At 68.6% G+C, this 15,717-nt stretch carries 14 protein-coding genes and 1 pseudogene; 6 read left to right on the forward strand and 9 right to left on the reverse strand.

Going from position 1 to position 15,717, the window contains the following annotated elements; all coding sequences use genetic code 11:
• Window positions 1–81: 81 nt before the first annotated feature.
• The 5 genes and pseudogenes from AA0005_RS12870 to AA0005_RS12890 form a co-directional block, all read right to left on the reverse strand.
• Window positions 82–1,164: pseudogene (locus tag AA0005_RS12870) on the reverse strand (FtsK/SpoIIIE domain-containing protein); the annotation flags it as partial.
• Between the two features lie 169 nt (window positions 1,165–1,333).
• A complete protein-coding gene (locus AA0005_RS12875) occupies window positions 1,334–2,101 on the reverse strand; it encodes a hypothetical protein (protein ID WP_413450567.1) in 768 nt (255 codons plus the stop codon).
• 309 nt (window positions 2,102–2,410) lie between these two features.
• On the reverse strand, window positions 2,411–3,178 hold the full coding sequence (locus tag AA0005_RS12880) for a hypothetical protein (RefSeq protein ID WP_413450568.1): 768 nt from the start codon (window positions 3,176–3,178) through the stop codon (window positions 2,411–2,413).
• Window positions 3,179–3,376: 198 nt separating this feature from the next.
• Entirely contained in the window at window positions 3,377–3,526 is a 150-nt protein-coding gene (locus AA0005_RS12885; RefSeq protein WP_413450569.1) for a hypothetical protein, read from the reverse strand.
• Window positions 3,527–3,722: 196 nt separating this feature from the next.
• On the reverse strand, window positions 3,723–5,198 hold the full coding sequence (locus AA0005_RS12890; protein ID WP_413450570.1) for an ImmA/IrrE family metallo-endopeptidase: 1,476 nt from the start codon (window positions 5,196–5,198) through the stop codon (window positions 3,723–3,725).
• Window positions 5,199–6,314: 1,116 nt separating this feature from the next.
• Between AA0005_RS12890 and AA0005_RS12895 the strand changes: the two genes are divergently transcribed.
• From AA0005_RS12895 to AA0005_RS12915, 5 genes are all read left to right on the forward strand, one after another.
• Window positions 6,315–6,551 (forward strand): heavy-metal-associated domain-containing protein, encoded by a 237-nt coding sequence (locus tag AA0005_RS12895; RefSeq protein WP_324653742.1) that lies wholly within the window; start codon window positions 6,315–6,317, stop codon window positions 6,549–6,551.
• 185 nt (window positions 6,552–6,736) lie between these two features.
• The gene (locus AA0005_RS12900; protein ID WP_413450571.1) at window positions 6,737–8,665 is read left to right on the forward strand and encodes a heavy metal translocating P-type ATPase; all 1,929 of its coding nucleotides are present in this window, start codon (window positions 6,737–6,739) and stop codon (window positions 8,663–8,665) included.
• Window positions 8,666–9,011: 346 nt separating this feature from the next.
• The gene (locus tag AA0005_RS12905) at window positions 9,012–9,389 is read left to right on the forward strand and encodes a hypothetical protein (protein WP_324653739.1); all 378 of its coding nucleotides are present in this window, start codon (window positions 9,012–9,014) and stop codon (window positions 9,387–9,389) included.
• A gap of 47 nt (window positions 9,390–9,436) precedes the next feature.
• Window positions 9,437–10,198 carry a hypothetical protein gene (locus AA0005_RS12910; protein WP_413450572.1) on the forward strand — a complete coding sequence of 254 codons (762 nt, stop codon included), beginning with the start codon at window positions 9,437–9,439 and terminating at the stop codon, window positions 10,196–10,198.
• Window positions 10,199–10,603: 405 nt separating this feature from the next.
• Window positions 10,604–11,200, forward strand: a complete 597-nt coding sequence (locus tag AA0005_RS12915) for a M15 family metallopeptidase (RefSeq protein WP_324653736.1) — start codon at window positions 10,604–10,606, stop codon at window positions 11,198–11,200.
• Window positions 11,201–11,386: 186 nt separating this feature from the next.
• Here the strand turns inward: AA0005_RS12915 and AA0005_RS12920 are convergent, their stop codons facing one another.
• The 4 genes from AA0005_RS12920 to AA0005_RS12935 form a co-directional block, all read right to left on the reverse strand.
• A complete protein-coding gene (locus AA0005_RS12920) occupies window positions 11,387–12,070 on the reverse strand; it encodes a DUF305 domain-containing protein (RefSeq protein ID WP_324653735.1) in 684 nt (227 codons plus the stop codon).
• Between the two features lie 10 nt (window positions 12,071–12,080).
• Window positions 12,081–12,728 carry a DUF3105 domain-containing protein gene (locus AA0005_RS12925; protein WP_324653734.1) on the reverse strand — a complete coding sequence of 216 codons (648 nt, stop codon included), beginning with the start codon at window positions 12,726–12,728 and terminating at the stop codon, window positions 12,081–12,083.
• Window positions 12,729–13,069: 341 nt separating this feature from the next.
• Window positions 13,070–13,246, reverse strand: a complete 177-nt coding sequence (locus AA0005_RS12930) for a hypothetical protein (protein ID WP_324653733.1) — start codon at window positions 13,244–13,246, stop codon at window positions 13,070–13,072.
• A gap of 121 nt (window positions 13,247–13,367) precedes the next feature.
• A complete protein-coding gene (locus AA0005_RS12935) occupies window positions 13,368–14,018 on the reverse strand; it encodes a copper resistance CopC family protein (protein WP_324653732.1) in 651 nt (216 codons plus the stop codon).
• Between the two features lie 18 nt (window positions 14,019–14,036).
• Between AA0005_RS12935 and lnt the strand changes: the two genes are divergently transcribed.
• Window positions 14,037–15,692, forward strand: coding sequence for an apolipoprotein N-acyltransferase (lnt, locus tag AA0005_RS12940; protein ID WP_413450573.1), 1,656 nt, complete (start codon window positions 14,037–14,039; stop codon window positions 15,690–15,692).
• The last annotated feature ends 25 nt before the right edge of the window (window positions 15,693–15,717 follow it).

The following is a 15,717-nucleotide window of genomic DNA, read 5'->3' on the forward strand; positions in this document are numbered from 1 at the left end:
CAGGACCACGAGCAGGGGCTCGAACTCCGACTCGTCCGCTCCCCTCTTCTCGATGTCCTCGTAGCGGCGTTCCATCAGGTCGTGTGCGGCCTTGACGGTGGCGACCATGTCCTCGACCGAGGTGGCGACGATCTGCACGTTGGGCCAGCTGCGCATCGCCATGAACTCGATCCGCTTGGGATCCAAGATCCACACCGGCCACGCGCGACGTGCGAACTCCATGACCGCACCCAGGATTGCCACGGTCTTTCCTGTGCCGGTCTTGCCGACGATCATCAAGTGCGGTCCCGAGCCATTGAGCGCCCAGCTCACCGGCTGGCTGTCCTCATCCACGGCCACCGGGATGCGGTGGAGGTTCTCCGCGGTCAGCGGTTCGGCCGGGTGAGGCACCGCCGTGGGCATGACTGGTCGAAGCTCGAAGCGCACCTGGTCCTCGACCAGGTCCCACCGCGCGCGCCAGCGGTTGGGGAGCATCGCCGAGAACACGCGCTCGATCCGGGCGCGGGTGGACGGTGAGACGACCCTGGCGCGTAGCTCATGCTTCACGTCGACCGCGATCAGCTCCGCCTCACCGTCGGCTGCGGGGCGAGTTTCGATCTTGATCGAGGCACCTCGCCCGAAGAGCTCCCGGGCCACCAAGCGCGCTCGGGCTGCCTGCTTCTCCCCCGCTGTGGCCTCGGTCTCGTCAGTGACGTTGAGGATGATCCGACAACGGCGGCGATCATGCTTCAGCGTGGAGACGTCCATCGCGAGCCGGCGCTCGATCGCCTCGTGGACCTGGCCCACCCAGTCCGGGCCGTCGTGGACCGCCGGCTGGTAGCGCACCAGTATCCGTCCCGGCACGCCGACGCCCCTGCCGCGCCATCTGCTGCCTTGCACGGCAGCCACTCCGGCTGCCCGCTCCCCGGTCAAGGGGGCAAGGGCCCGTGCGAGATGGGCCTCGAGCTCACGCCGCCGGTGAGAGTGGACCTGCCTGGCAACTACTGCCACGGAGGCAACGACGAGGACCGGACCAACTATCCAGAGCCGCCACAGCGCCCCCTGCAACCAGATGACGGCAACGAGCACACAGGACACCAGCCCTGCGCTGACCACGGTTCGTGCCACGCGTCCAGGCAGGCTCGGGAGCTCTTCCGCGGCTGCAGGTCGGGCTGTCGTGACCATTACGAACACCCCCTGTGAGTTGATGTCCCTTCACAGCTCGGTGCTGGCCCGGCCCACATCACGGTCCGTCCAGACTCGGGTCGGAGGCTGCAGCTGCTCGGATTCGGCTGCACTCCTGGGGGCTGAGCTCTTCGCTCCCGTCGATGACGTTGCCGCCCGGGTCGCGGCGTCACGCCGTCCCGGCGGGGCCGAGATCAACCGCCCAGGTGCGGGTCTCGGGGGTGGTCACGTACCGGCGCTGGGGGAACTTGGACAGCTCCGCGGGGGGACGGACCCACCACCGCCCGGGATGGGTGTGCTGGTTGGGCAGATGCATGTAGTGCACGTTGGGTTCGACGTCCTCGCCGCGGTCAAGAGCGTCATGGGTGTGGGGCCAACGCTGGCTTGCCTTCCAGTACAAGACCTGCGCACCGATCGCAGCCTCGCGGGTGGTGGCGAGCTGCTGCCCTCCGGGGCCGTAGGAGTACCACCGACCGGTGCCGTCGCCGTAGTAGACCGATCCGCGCTGCTCATCGGGAAACTCAAGGCGATGCTCAGCGGTGGCTTGCCCTTCGTCCTCGAGGTGACGGGCGAAGGCGGTGACCTTGACGCCATCCACGAGGGCAGACTTCCGGCGTGGACCGACACCGAGCCGGCGGGCGCGAGCGGCAAGCATGAACTGGGTGTCCTCGTCATACACGCCCGAGGCTTCGTAGTCATCGAGGTCGGCGTAGAGCGCACCGACCTCCGGGTCCAGGTCCTCGCGACCCTCGTGGGTCCACTGCAGCGCGGCGCGGTCCTCCGCGGCGACGCCGCGGGGCGCACACTTGTGGTCAGCAGATCGGAACTGGCCGCACTCCGTGCATCGCTCGAGCGCCGAGCTGCCGCCGGGGAGGTTGCCGGCCGAGGGCGGGGCGGCGGCTGCGGACCTCGCGGCCTCCAACGCCTCCTTCGCCACGCGACGCTCCCTCACAGCGGCCTGCGGATCTGTCGACCGGTCACCCCGACGCCGCTGAAGCGAGCTCAGCCCTGCGGCAACCACCGCCGCCCGATACCGCTCCTCCGCCACCGCGAGCCGCTCGGCCGCCGACGACCATGCAGCGGCAGATGCCGTCGATGGTGACTCGGCCGCCCGACCCTGGTCGGGGGGGGTCACTTCCGCTCTCGAACTGCGCCCCGAAGCTTCGCCGACGCCAGTGCCCAGCAACGTGCACCCCGCTGGCAGTGGTGTAGTCGCTGACCCACACACCCGGGCCACCTGAGGCACTCATCGGATCTCCGCGAGGCAGCCGGCATCAGGTGAGCCACCCGCTCCTGCAACGATCTCCTCCAGCTGCTGGCGAGCGGTGGGCTGGTCGGCAACCCAGGCCCGCAGCGCACTTCCTGCGGCGGGGTGCGCGAGGGCGAACATCTCCACCTCGTGCTCCACCACAGCACGATCGGCCTCGCCTCCATGTCCCAGCAGGTCGCGCGCGCCACCAGATCCCCCGGTAGCCGGACCACCCGCGGAATGCACCAGGACTGCTTCCAGCAGGACGTTGACCTCCTCATCCCCGCTCTGCGCGCTGCGCACCTCACTGCCGGCTCCTCGCGACGGTGCCTGCACGCGTGTGTCCAGGTAGTCGAGTAGCTCCTTGCCGAACAGTGAGACCTGCCCAGGTCGAGCGGCCATGTCCAGCTCGATCAACCTGGCGGTCTCCGTGAGGTGCCTGACCGCATCGGCGAGGTCCTCATCGCTGAGATCTCCCCACTCGTCGCCCACAAGCAGTGATTGGGAGAGCGCAACCTTGCCGCTGAGGAGTGCGACGAAGTCAGCCTGCACGCCGTGGGCGGCCCATCGCCGGCGAACGAAGGCGCTGACGGCCATGACCCGCGAGTAGTCGAAGAACTCCCGCGCATGAGCCGGGGTGATCCGCTCATCACCCAAGAGCTCGCCCAGCTGGTGGGGTGGCAGGTAGGCGGTCATCCAGTGGGAGTTGCTGTCCGGCTCATGGATGAGCTGATAGTCAGCCGCCGCCGATGCGTCAGTAGACACGTCCCCTCCCCACACCGCGAGCGACGACGCTGGATACCCTCCGCACCTCACGGTCGGTCGTGCCTGCGCGCTCGGGAACGGATACCGCACCAACCTCACCGCCTACGAGTCGACGATCCTTCACAGGTCATACGTGCAACGAGCCGGCGGCAGGTAACAGCAGCGCGCCCCAGATCTAGTCGGGCGCGCATCCGTCGATCATTCGGTGGCTGTCTGCTCGGGCGAAGGGTAGGCGGACTCGAGCTCAGCGGTAATGAGTTGCTCGAGCTCGCTCTCCGTGTCGGCAGTCAGTGTGGTCTTCTCCCCAGTGATCGGGTCGGTGATCTCGGCGACGTGGATCTCGGTCATGCCGCTCCCCTTCTTTCCGTTCTCGTGGTGCTGGTGAAGTCACACTGGCTTGTTGGGTCGAAACCGGTTCGGTGTGACAGTGCGTCCGGTCCCCCGCTCCTTCCTCGCAACCACTCCAGCTCAGCAGTAAGGGCATCGCGTGCATCGAGAGCTAGGCCGAGCGCGCGGGTGAGGGTCTCGATCTCGGTCATGGGTCTCACCTCCTTTCCGTGGGCCAGGTGCCGTCGACGATCTTGTTGAAGGCGCGGGTGGCCTTATCGACTGCCTTGTGCATGACGGCGGGATCGCCCTGTGACCAGTGGGCGATGTAGCCGGGCGAGAACGCCTCGACTTGGTCCCGGGTCATGCCCCGGGACCGGCTGACCAGATAGGAAGTCATCTCCGCTTCCGTCTCCATCTGCCCGCGGTGGCGCTGGTACTCGGCGTAGTCACCGTCGACGTGACCACAGTGAACGTGCCCGAGCTCGTGGGCGATGACCGCGGCTTTCTGCGCGCTACCCAGTCGAGAATCAACGACGATTCGCTTGGTACCTGGATCGGTGTAGCCCAAGGCCCCCTCGCCCGTGTCCGGGCGACATCCAGGGATCTGCGACTCCTCGTAGGTGTAGCCGGCCTTGGCGACCCGTTCACGTAACCCCTCGAGCGTGCCGCGCGTCGCCTCACCCGGGGCGGGGCGGACTGGTGGTCCGGGGAGATCCTCTCCGGCAGTGTCAGAGATGTTGAATACCGACACGCTCTTGAACCCGACAAGGCGCTGCACCGGGGTGCGGGTGCCATCATCGTTCTCGACGAGGATCTTGCGTGTGACAGGTGCAAGGATCCACACCGCCCGGGCACCCCTGGTGACCTGGCGGTTGTACTTCTGCCACTGCCGGAAACCCATCATGTGCAAACCTTCGAGGGACTCACCGCGCTGCAGCATCTGGACGGTTGCGAGGATCCGGTTGTTCGCGCTCCAGCGGCTCAGCCCGTTGCTGGCCATCGCGTCCAGCCAACGATGTAGCTGGCCAGACTCGACGATGGCCGCGACCGCGGTCTCGAGGTCGGCGACCATCGCCTTGACCCGCTCATCGGGCTTGATGCCGGCGTAGTCCCCTCCAGGGAGGCCAGCGGGAGTTGGGCAGTGATGCTCGGCGGAACGGAACTGACCACAGCCGGTGCACCGCGCTGGGCCCGTTGTGGTGTTGGGAGTGGGCCCGTCCTCAGCGTCGGGGACGGCCACGGTCTGCTGAGCCAGCTCGACACGAGCCTTCTCCAACGCGAGCTTGGCTTCACGTCGCTCCCGGATCGCGGCCTGCGGATCCGCAGACAGGTCACCCCGACGCCGCTGAAGCGAGCTCACCCCCGCGGCAACCACCGCCGCCCGATACCGCTCCTCCGCCACCGCCAACCGCTCAGCGGCCGTGCCCATCCCAGCCGCCATGACGAACGGAGCAATGCTCCCCGTCCCGCACGGCTCAGTCTCCGCACTCGCCGCGCTGGTCGCACTGTTGGCCAGCAGCTCATGACCATGCGGTCTCGTTGCCCGATCCTCCCCGCCGTGTCCACCACCCGACGAGGTGTGGGCGGTACCGGTGCGACGCCGGCGCCAGTGCCCAGCAACGTGCACCCCGCCGGCAGTGGTGTAGTCACTGACCCACACACCAGCAGCCGTGTCGGCGGTGGCACTCATTGCCGCTCCCCCGTCCCCACGTCGCAATGACCCCTCAGGGCCGCACGTCGAAACTGCTTCATCGCCACGTTTCACCACCTGTCAGCTCAATCAGCCTTCACAGGTCATACGTGCACTCGGGCACAGCGGAGTAACAGGACACCCGTCGGTCCCTCCACAGGCACCTGGTCTGCGGCGGTATGTCCCCCAGCCGTCATGCCGCAGGCACCGTTGCGCGCAGATACCGCAGCAGCTCAGGCATTGCGGCACTACGGCCGTGCTAAGGATTGCGGACTCGTTGCCCATCACTTGACTAGGGAAGTTACGCTCGCGACGGCTTCATCAGGAAGCTAAGGAGCGAGCGACCTCCCCCGTCTGCACCACCCGTCCTCACCGGCAATCCGACCCGCCGCCGCCTGTTAGAAGCTATTTGGCGGGGGCTCGCGCTCCCGGAGAGGACTGACCTTGGGCGGCCGAGCAGCTGTCCGCGACTCCGGCGCGCGGTGGGCAAGCCTTCTGCGGTCCGCTTGCTGTCCAGCCCGGCTTGGAGGTCCATGATCCGGGCCAGCACGTCAGCAGAAGCTCGGTGTCCGGCTGCGCCGCTGCATAGCAGTCCTCACCGACCTGCACCGTGCGTGACGCCTGCAGTCGGGTCAAGAGCTGATGAGCGACGAGCGCGGCCAGTGCTCTCGCAGTCCCAGCCGCGGACGCTTCATCCCGGTCTAAGGCCGCTCGTCGAGGTACACACGGTCGACATTGGCTCCCAGTGCCAGCAGAGCCGCTCGTTGCCGTCGACGCCGAAGCGGGAGCCCCGGGCATAGCCGATCACCAGGGAGACCACCTGGGCAGTGTGTCGGATACCCCGCCTAGCGGGAACCAGCTCCGAACACCCCCTACTCGGCCGCCCCGCCCGACACCGGCACTGACCTCCGACCTTCTCGCAAGGGGGTCGGCCGGGAGGTTTATCAGTGAAGACCGCGATCGATGGCGGCGGCAGCGCGCCGCCACTCGCGCCCGTGTGGCTCATATCTACGGTCGATTGATCTGCGTCAAGGACGGTCGAGCACCAGGTGCGTAGCGTTGTGGTTAGTAGCCAAGAGCTGCACCGATGAGTGACGACGAGAGGAACCGAGACCGATGAGCACGACGACGAACACCACCCGCACGATCCTGCGGGCCGAGGACTTTTCCTGCCCCTCGTGCGTGGCCAAGATCGAGAAGCAGGTGGGCCGCCTGGACGGCGTGGACGCAGTGAAGGTGCACTTCGCCTCCGCCCGCATCGAGGTGGACCACGACCCGACCACCGCCAGCGTGGAGGACCTGGTAGCGGCCGTGGCCAAGGCCGGCTACGTGGCCAGGCCCTCCGCCTTCTGACCCGCTCCGACAGCGCCACCACCGAGTCGTCTCGGTGGTGGCGCTGTCGCATGCTGCGCCACTGCCAAGGCGGTACTTCAGGGCGGTCTACCGGTGATTGACGCACGTCAAGGAAGCTTCGCCGCCGTCCTCGTAACGTCGTGATCAGACGCCCGGGACTGCGGGTGACATCGGAAGGAAAGACAGTGAACAAGCTGACGAAGTGGTGGAACGGGCCGTGGATGGTGCCCACGGTCTCCGGCACCCTGATCCTGCTCTCGTTCTTCGTGGCCCGGGTGCTCGGCTCGGACCCGGTGAGCAACCTGCTCATGGTGGCCGCCGCGGCGGTGGCCGGTGTCCCGATCGCGATCAAGGCCGTCCGGGCCCTCATGGTGAGGAACATCAGCATCGACCTGCTGGTCTCGATCGCCGCGATCGGTGCGGTGATCATCGGGGAGTACTGGGAGGCCGCCGCGGTGACCTTCCTGTTCGCCATCGGCCACGCGCTGGAGGCGCGCACCATGACCAAGACCCGCTCGGCGCTGGCCGAGCTGGTCGCGGTCGCTCCCGACGTGGCCGTCGTCCTGCGCGACGGTGAGCAGGTCGAGGTCCCGGCCGGTGCGGTTGCCACGGGTGAGACGGTGCTGGTGAAGAACGGTGCCAAGGTGCCCGTCGACGGCGTCGTCATCGGGGGCAACGGCGCGCTGGACGAGGCCTCGATCACCGGTGAGTCCATCCCCGCGGAGAAGACCGAGGGCGACCAGGTGTTCGCCGGCACCGTCTCCCGTGGCGGCTTCCTCCAGGTGCGCGCCACCGGCATCGGCGCCGACACCACCCTGGCCCGCATCATCCACCGCGTGGAGGAGGCCCAGGACGCCAAGGCCAAGACCCAGGCGTTCATGGACCGCTTCGCCACCTGGTACACCCCCGGCATCATGGCCATGGCACTGATCGTGGGGCTGGCCACCGGCAACGTCGTCCTGGCCCTGACGCTGCTCGTCATCGCCTGCCCCGGTGCGCTGGTCATCTCCATCCCGGTCACGGTGGTCGCCGGTATCGGCCGCGCCGCGCGCGACGGCATCCTCATCAAGGGTGGGGAGTACCTGGAGAGCTCCGCGCGCATCGACGCCGTGGCCCTGGACAAGACCGGCACCCTCACCGAGGGTCGGCCCTACCTGACCGACGTCGTCGTCCTGGACCCCGCCTCGACCCGCGAGGAGGTACTCACCTGGGCCGCTCGCGCCGAGGCCGGCTCGGAGCACCCGCTGGCCCGCCCGGTCCTGGAGGCCGCCGCGGCGGAGGGCCTGTCCACTGCCGGCCTGCCGGAGGCTACGGAGCCGGTGCCCGGCAAGGGCATCACCGCCACCACCGGTGGACGGCGTGTGCTCATCGGCAACGCCGGCCTGCTCGAGCAGTACGGGGTGGCCGACACCGTCGGAGCCGCCCGGGCGGCCGAGGAGCTGGCTGCCGCCGGCCGTACTCCGATGATCGTGGCGCTCGATGACGCCGTCCTCGGCGTCATCGCCGTGGCCGACCAGGTACGGATGGACGCCGCGCAGATGGTGGCCGACCTGCACGCCGCAGGGGTGCAGAAGGTCGTCATGCTCACCGGTGACGCCCCGCTGGTGGCCCAGGCCATCGGCAAGGCCACCGGCATCGACGAGGTCCGCGCCGGGCTGCTGCCGGAGGACAAGCTCGACGCGATGCGCGAGCTGCAGGCCCAGGGCCACACGGTGGCCATGGTCGGCGACGGCGTCAACGACGCCCCCGCGCTCGCGGTCGCCGACATCGGCGTGGCGATGGGCGCGGCCGGCTCGGCCGTGGCCGTGGAGACCGCCGACATCGCCCTCATGGGCGACAAGCTGCACAAGCTGCCCGAGTCCATCGGCCTGGCCAAGCGCACCGTGCGCATCATGCGCCAGAACATCGTCATCGCCCTGGCCACCGTCGCTGCTCTCATGGCCGGCGTCTTCGCGGGCGGGGTCACCATGGCCATCGGGATGCTCGTCCACGAGGCCTCCGTGCTCGTCGTCATCGTCAACGCCATGCGCCTCATGCGGCGCCGCGAGCCGGCGACGACGCAGGTCGCCCCGGCACCCGCGGCGCAGCCGGTGGAGCCCGCCCGAGTGGGCTGAGCCACCCCAGGTGGGCCGGTCTCTGCAAGGGGCCGGCCCACGAGCATGACGCCGTGGTCTTCGCTCCCGTACCGATCGCGGGACTGGCCTTCGGTACAGCGGCACTGCTGTTCACCGCAGTCGCCGAGCTTATCGAGCAGCGGTTGCACTATCTCACCGACCATAGGTCGGTCGTAGAGGGCCACCCACCATGGACCCGAGATCTGCCGCAGCCGGTGGCACCCCACGTCCGCCTCGCTGACCCATGGGCCTCACGGAGATGCGCAGCCAACAGGACTACCAGTTCCCATGGCTTCCAGTCGGATCCGCAGTGGCTTTTAGGTCGCTTCACGCGTAGTGTTTTGGCATGAGATCCGATGTTGTTGCCACGCATGCCGACGCCACCAGGCTCGACATCCACGACCTGGTGCGAATCCTCAACGAGAACGTAGGCACCACCGTCGTGCAGGCGATAACCGGCACCAGGGACCGCGGCCAACCCGCCAGGTGGGCCCGCCCCGACGGCCCCGAGCCGCGCCTGAAGACCGTCAACCAGCTCAGGCTGGGCTACCGCGTCTGGCACCTCATGGCTCAAGCAGAAGGGCCCGACGTCGCCCTCGCCTGGCTGGTGGGCGCCAACCCGCGCCTCGGTGAGACGACCCCCGTCTCCGCGGTGCGCGACCTCAAGAGCGCCGAGGTCATCGGCGCCGCCCTGGCGTTCATCGATGGCTCCCCGGCGGCGTGAGCACCGCCTCACGATCCCGGGTCTGTCCCCGCACCGGTCTCTACCTCGTGCCGGCACGCGGTCAAGACGGCTGGCGCGTCGCCCAGGAGCGCTACACCCGCTCCGGCGGCATCCTCGCCGTGCGCGTCAACGAGCACGTCGGACCGCTGCCCGCGGAACTTCCCGACCAGCGCGGCCGCTTCGACACCATCGGGCGCACCGTCTACTTCGCCGACCGGGCAACCACTGCGTTCGCTGAGGTCCTCCAGGACTTCCGCGCCGCCCGCGCCGCCCTGCAGGCCGACGCTGACGCCATCGGCCTGAGCGTGGAGGACTACATCACCGCGGTCCGCGACCAGGCCGACGCCAACGGACGAGAACGCCCCTGGGCCGTCAGCGTGGACTGGCAGATGAGCCGCTGCCTGCACCGCGTCGCCATGCCAGCCGATGGCTGGTGGGTCCAGATCGACCACAAGGCCACACTCAACCGCCTGGGCCTGGACCTCGCCGAACCGCTACGCCAGGCCGGCGTCCCGCTGCTCACCCTGAGCGGAACCACCGGTGAGAACCGCGCCGTCACCACCCTCCTCGCGCAACAAGTCCGCAGCCAGACACTCTTCGACGGCTCCCTCCCGCTCGGCATCCAGTTCACCTCCAAGACCGGCTACGGCACCTGCTGGGCCTGGTGGGACCGCAGAGCCGACGACGGCCTCATGCCCGGAGACAACGACCCCAAGACCATCGACGACCTCAACGTCGACGGCGACGCCTTCCGCGCTGTCACTACCGATTGGCAGCTCGAGGTGCTCCCCGGTGCGCCGCGCTACTGACTCCACCGATCCCGCGGGCGGCGTCGGCGTCACCAAGCTCTCCTGCTGCGCAGGGCGAACCGAAAGGGGGCTGCCGCACGCCGAGTACAGTAGAGATGGGGCCGGATTGTCACTATCGGCGTCTTAGTCTCTGTGCGTTCGAGGCGCGATGACGGGGCGTGCGGCTGGGGCCGAACCTCTCCGCAACGGACCCGGCTCGGCTGGGTGCGGTGCCGTCAGAACACCACGCCTGAGGGGCTCCAACTCGTGCGCGAGCTCGACGACCGCATCCACCAGGTCACTGCAGGCGGGACGTCGCCGGTGCGCGCACTTCACGCGTCCACAAGGTGAGTGGAGGCGGCGGTTCTCGCTAACGAGAGGTGAAGACGGGCCGATAGGACGTAGTGGACGACGAACGGAGTATCGGTGGATGGGATCCTCGCCATCTCTCAGCGCATGGCGCAGATCGAGGCGACCCTTAGCTCGATCTCGCCCCCGCGGATGCAGTCAGCCACCGGCTCGGCCACAGCATTCGCCGAGGTCCTCGCCAGCGCCGTCGCCGACGCCGCCCCCGCTGTGGCCGCCGGCACCTCCAACCTTGGAGGGTCTCCGTTCAAGGTCAACGGCGATGGCGTGCCGGTCGATCTCGCCGCGTACGGCAATGGCCGCATCCCGCGTGACGCTCTGGAACCGGTGGGCGACACCGGCCACAAACTGTGGGCGCCCGCCGCCCAGGCGTTCGAGAAGCTCCTCTCGGCAGCCGCAGCCGACGGTATAGCCATCGGCGTCACCGACTCCTACCGGTCCTACGACGTGCAGGTCGACGTCGTGCGACGCAAGGGCCTGTACTCGCAGGGCGGCCTGGGCGCCAAGCCGGGCACCAGCCAGCACGGCTGGGGAATGGCCGTGGACCTCGACCTGGACACATCGGCGCAGGCATGGATGCGCACAAACGCCGCACGGTTCGGATTCATGGAGGACACCCCACGCGAACCCTGGCACTGGGCGTTCCAACCCTCCTGACGCCGGAGAGACATTGAGCGCGAGGCCGCCGGACGGCCGTCCGCGCCAGCACCCAGACCTTCCACCAGATCAGCGCCCCGGACGGTCGAGACACACCCTCCCCACACCCGACGTGGAGGCCAGAGGCAGCCGGTGGAGTCGACGTGCCCGGGGTACGGCAACCGGCGCGCGGTGCAACGACTGAGGTCAGTCGGGCAGTGGTCCGCCGCGGGCGGCGAGGAGGTCATTGAGCACGTTCAACTCCGCGCTCTGGGAGTTGACGATGCTCACCGCCAGTCCCTTGACCGCCGAGTTCTGGGCGTTGTCGGCGGCGTACTGGGCCATCTCGATCCCACCCTCGTGATGCGCGACCATGAGGTCCAGGTAGAGCCGTTCGGCTTCGGCGCCGGATGCGGCCGCGAGCCGATTGAGCTCCTCCCGGGTGGCCATCCCGGGCATGGGGTCGGACGCGGTGGCGTGGGCCTGGGGATCGGAGTGGTCCTGCATCCAGCCCATGGGGCTTTGGGTCGAGGTCTGCGGCAGGCCCCACAGCTCGAGCCAGGCGTACATCTGTCCGGCTTGCTGCTGCTGGGTGAGGATGATGTCCAGTGCGAGACTGAGCAACTCGGCGTCGTCGGTGCGGTCACGGATGAGTACCGACATCTCCACGGCCTGGGAGTGGTGGACTCCCATGTCGCGGGCAAAGCCAGCATCCACCGAGCCCTCACCGGGCAACTGCGGGGCGGACACGGCAAGGCGGGATCCGGCGATGAGGCCCACCACGGCGGCCAGCGCGATGAGGACGCCCACCGCGCCGGCGATCGCCAGCCGGCGGGGGAAGTCGCCGCTTCGGGAGGCGGACGGAGGGGGGATGTCGGGTGTGTCGGTCATGCCCGCGTGCTCAGGCGGCGGGCGTGCCGGTGCCGCCGTAGCACGCCGCACCGGGTTCGGGGGTCTGCTCGCCCTGGACGTACTGCGTGAGGAAGGCGTCCACGCGGGGGTCGTCGGCCTCGTCTACCGCGAGCTGGGCGCCCCACGCGCTGAGCACGATGGGCGCGGCCAGGTCCTGGTAGGGGCTGACGAGTACGTACCCCTGCCCCTGTGCGGCCCGGTCGGTCAGGACCTGGACCTGCTCGCTGGGGAGGTCAGCGGAGTAGGTGATCCACACGGCGCCGTGCTCGAGGGAGTGGACGGCGTTCTCGTTGACCACCGGCTCGGTGTACACGCCACAGTTCTGCCACACCCCGTTGTGGTCCCCACCCGCCGGCGGGGAGGTCGGGTAGTCCACAGTGCCGGGGACGTGGTTGGCCGAGGCAACCTCAATGAGCTCCACGCCCTCCACCGGTGCGCCGGCTGTGGCCTCGATCGCCGCCTGGCGCCGGGCCTGGCTGATGAGTGGCACCGCGACGGCGGTGACCAGGGCGAGGCAGACCACGGCCACGACCCCGTAAACGAGGAACTTCTGCCGGCGTTCCTGCCGGGCCTGCGCCGCCCGCAGCTCCGCCACCTTGGCGGCACGTTCGCGCGCCTGCTGCCTCTTGTCGCCCACCGGGTTCCCCTTCGCTGTCGAGCACACCTTTGTCCTTTGAGGGAGAACACTAAGCGGACAACCTGGGAGGGGGGGTGTACTTCTCGAGCCGCTCGCTGTGGCGAGACCTGGAAGACGTAGTGAAGAGGTTGACGACGAAGTAGTTGACGAACACCAGGAGCGCGTCGCGCCCGCCTCATGTGCCCACATTGTTCGGCCGGTGTGCGGGTGCTGTGGCCTCGCCGCTCAGGGTGCTGGTGTGGACGTTCCTCAGTCGGCGGGGAAAGTGGGGGCCATGACACTAGTGTGGCAACCTGCCGGCGGAAACCGCCGATGTGACGCAAGCGTGCCGTGCAACGCCTTCAGCTGCCGTCCGTGTCCTCTTCGCTGCGTTGCGCAGCAACTCGGGAGTTCTGCGCCTCTTCAAACTTACGCATGGCGGCGCGTTCGCGTCGGTCCGCCAGGAGGATGGCACGCATGACGATGAAAAAGAGCGTGCCTACGCCGATGGAGGGCAAGAGCGCCACGACGTAGTCCATGGAGCGACATCATAGGCGTCATGGCCCATGTGAAGGCTTTGAGGGTCAACGGGATCTCGCGTTGAACGGTGCAGAGGTCGCGGTACATAGCACCGTCCGGCGTGTGATCCACCCAAGCGGTCTAGGGCTGTCGCCTGCGGCGGTAGAGGAGGGCAGCGATCAGGGCGAGGGCAAGGACAGCGACCGGCACCAGGATCACGGCGCCGATGGGCCACCCTGTCACCGGGGAATCGGCATCCGCGGCGCGGTCGGGGCTGGTGGCGGGTGCCGGTGTGGCAGGCTCTGCGCCTGTCTCCGCGGTGGGGGTCTCACTGGTCGATTCGCCGGGTGTGGTGGCCAGCGGGTCGCCGGCTGTCTCACTGGCGTCCACCGTGAAGTTGTACACGTCTTCGGTGCGGTGCCCGTCGGAGGAGACCACCGACCACAGCACCTCATAGGTCCCATTCGCCAAAGAGGGCAGGTCCAGGACCACCGAGTGCCCCTGGACCCTCGGCTCGCCTTCGACGACGATCTCGCCGTTGGCGTCGGTGACGATGATGGCCGCCGGCAGATCAAGGACCTCGGCGCTGTAGGTCAGCACGATCTCCGTTGGTGCAGTGTCCAGCACAGCGTCGTGGGCCGGCTCGGCGTCGATGATGGTGTCGTGCGCGGCCGCGCTCGTGGCCAGGGCTACCATCATGGCGCCAAGAAGAGCAAGGACAAGTGCTGGCAGGAATGCGAGAACGGACAGTCGGGCCAGGGAGCTACGTGAAGCGTGGATCGGGGCGGACATGGCAGCACCATAGGTGCTGTGGCACGTGACCCCGTTATCTGTGACAGGCGCCCCGCGGGCTCCTTGATGCCTGCCTCTCGGGTTGCGCTGATACCGCTGCTGATGGCTGCGGTGGGGGGTTGGCTGACCAACCTTGCCTTCCCTGATCGGGGCTGGTGGCCGTTGGCCTACCTCGGGGTCGCGCTGCTGCTGCTCGCCTTACGTAAGGCGCGAATGGTGCGGGCGGGGGTCACCGGACTGGTGTGGGGTCTGACATTCTTCCTCCCGCACATCTACTGGGCGGTGCACGCCACCGGCTCACTCCTGCCGTGGGTGGCGCTGAGCTTGGCGCAGGCTCTCTACATCGCGGGCTTCGCCGCCGCGTGGACGCTTGCCCGAGAAGCGGTGTGGGTCCGCGACCACCCCCTTGGCAAGATCGCCCTGGCCGCGGTCATCTGGGTGGGGGTCGAGCAGATTCGTGGCTCGTGGCCGTTCGGAGGGTTCCCGTGGGGCATCCTGGCGTTCTCCCAGACCGACGCGCCCCTGCTGCGGCTGGCTCCCTACGGTGGTGAGGTCCTGGTCTCCGCCGTCGTGGTGGCCATCGCCGGGTTGATGGCGCTGGTGTGGGTCTGGGGGCGCCAACGGCGAATCGCGGCCTGCGTGGGCGCCACCGGCGCTGCTGTCGTCCTAGGCCTCGGACCGTGGCTTCTTCCGGTGCACACCGGCGCGGAGGGGGGGACGTTGCGGGTGGGTGCCGTGCAGGGCAATGTGCCCCAGCAGGGTGCCCACTGGTTGGCCCAAGCCCGTCAGATCACCACGAACCACGCCAGCGGCACGCAGCGGCTGGTGGACTCGGTGGGGTCAGCCCAACTGGACCTGGTGCTCTGGCCGGAGAGCGCCGCGGACATCGACCCGCGCACCGACGCGGACCAGGCCGCGCTCGTCGAAGCGGCCGCGCAAACTGCCGGCGCGCCGCTGCTGCTGGGAACCCAACGGTTCCCCACCGGACAGGACATCCGCTACAACGAAATGGTGCTGTGGCAGGCCGGCCAGGGCGCCAGCGCCGCCTATGCCAAGCAGCATCCCGTCCCCTTCGGGGAGTACGTGCCCTACCGGGACTTCTTCCGGCAGATCACCCCACTGGTGGACCGGGTCTCCACCGACATGGCGGCCGGGACCGGGCCGGGGCTCATGACCATCCCCGTCAACCGACTCGAGCGCGAGGTTGATGCCGCCGTGGGTATCTGCTTCGAGGTCGCCTACGCCGACCTGATCCGCCAAGGTGTCCTTGCCGGCGGAGAGCTCATCATCATTCCGACGAACAACGCCTCCTTCGGTTACTCCGCGGAGTCGACCCAGCAACTGGCGATGTCGCGCTTCCGCGCGGTGGAACACGGCCGGGCAACGATCCAGATCTCCACCGTCGGTGTCAGCGGCGTCATCATGCCCGACGGGGCCATGACCCAGCGCAGCGGACTGTTCACCGCCGAGGAACTGACCGCCACGCTCCCGCTGCGCACCACCCTGACGCCAGCCGCCCGACTCGGCGCCGCCCCCGAGGTGATCGCCTGGGTGCTGGCTGCTGCTGGGGTGGCGGCCGGCCTGCTGAGCCGCCGCACCCGGTGCACCGGACGGGTCCCCCGCCTTCGAACACCGGAGTACCTAGCCACCGGCCGCAAACAGCCCGTGCCGTAACCCCCATCAGGCGCTGGCCTCTCCG

The organism is Georgenia phoenicis, from assembly GCF_047302425.1.
Classification (GTDB): domain Bacteria; phylum Actinomycetota; class Actinomycetes; order Actinomycetales; family Actinomycetaceae; genus Oceanitalea.

Excerpts from the sequence above, each read along its gene's own strand:
- AA0005_RS12885 (WP_413450569.1), bottom strand. The coding sequence starts at position 3,526 with ATGACCGAGATCCACGTCGCCGAGATCACCGACCCGATCACTGGGGAG.
- AA0005_RS12905 (WP_324653739.1), top strand. The coding sequence starts at position 9,012 with ATGAGATCCGATGTTGTTGCCACGCATGCCGACGCCACCAGGCTCGAC.
- AA0005_RS12935 (WP_324653732.1), bottom strand. The coding sequence starts at position 14,018 with ATGTCCGCCCCGATCCACGCTTCACGTAGCTCCCTGGCCCGACTGTCC.
- AA0005_RS12890 (WP_413450570.1), bottom strand. The coding sequence starts at position 5,198 with ATGAGTGCCACCGCCGACACGGCTGCTGGTGTGTGGGTCAGTGACTAC.
- AA0005_RS12930 (WP_324653733.1), bottom strand. The coding sequence starts at position 13,246 with ATGGACTACGTCGTGGCGCTCTTGCCCTCCATCGGCGTAGGCACGCTC.
- AA0005_RS12920 (WP_324653735.1), bottom strand. The coding sequence starts at position 12,070 with ATGACCGACACACCCGACATCCCCCCTCCGTCCGCCTCCCGAAGCGGC.
- AA0005_RS12895 (WP_324653742.1), top strand. The coding sequence starts at position 6,315 with ATGAGCACGACGACGAACACCACCCGCACGATCCTGCGGGCCGAGGAC.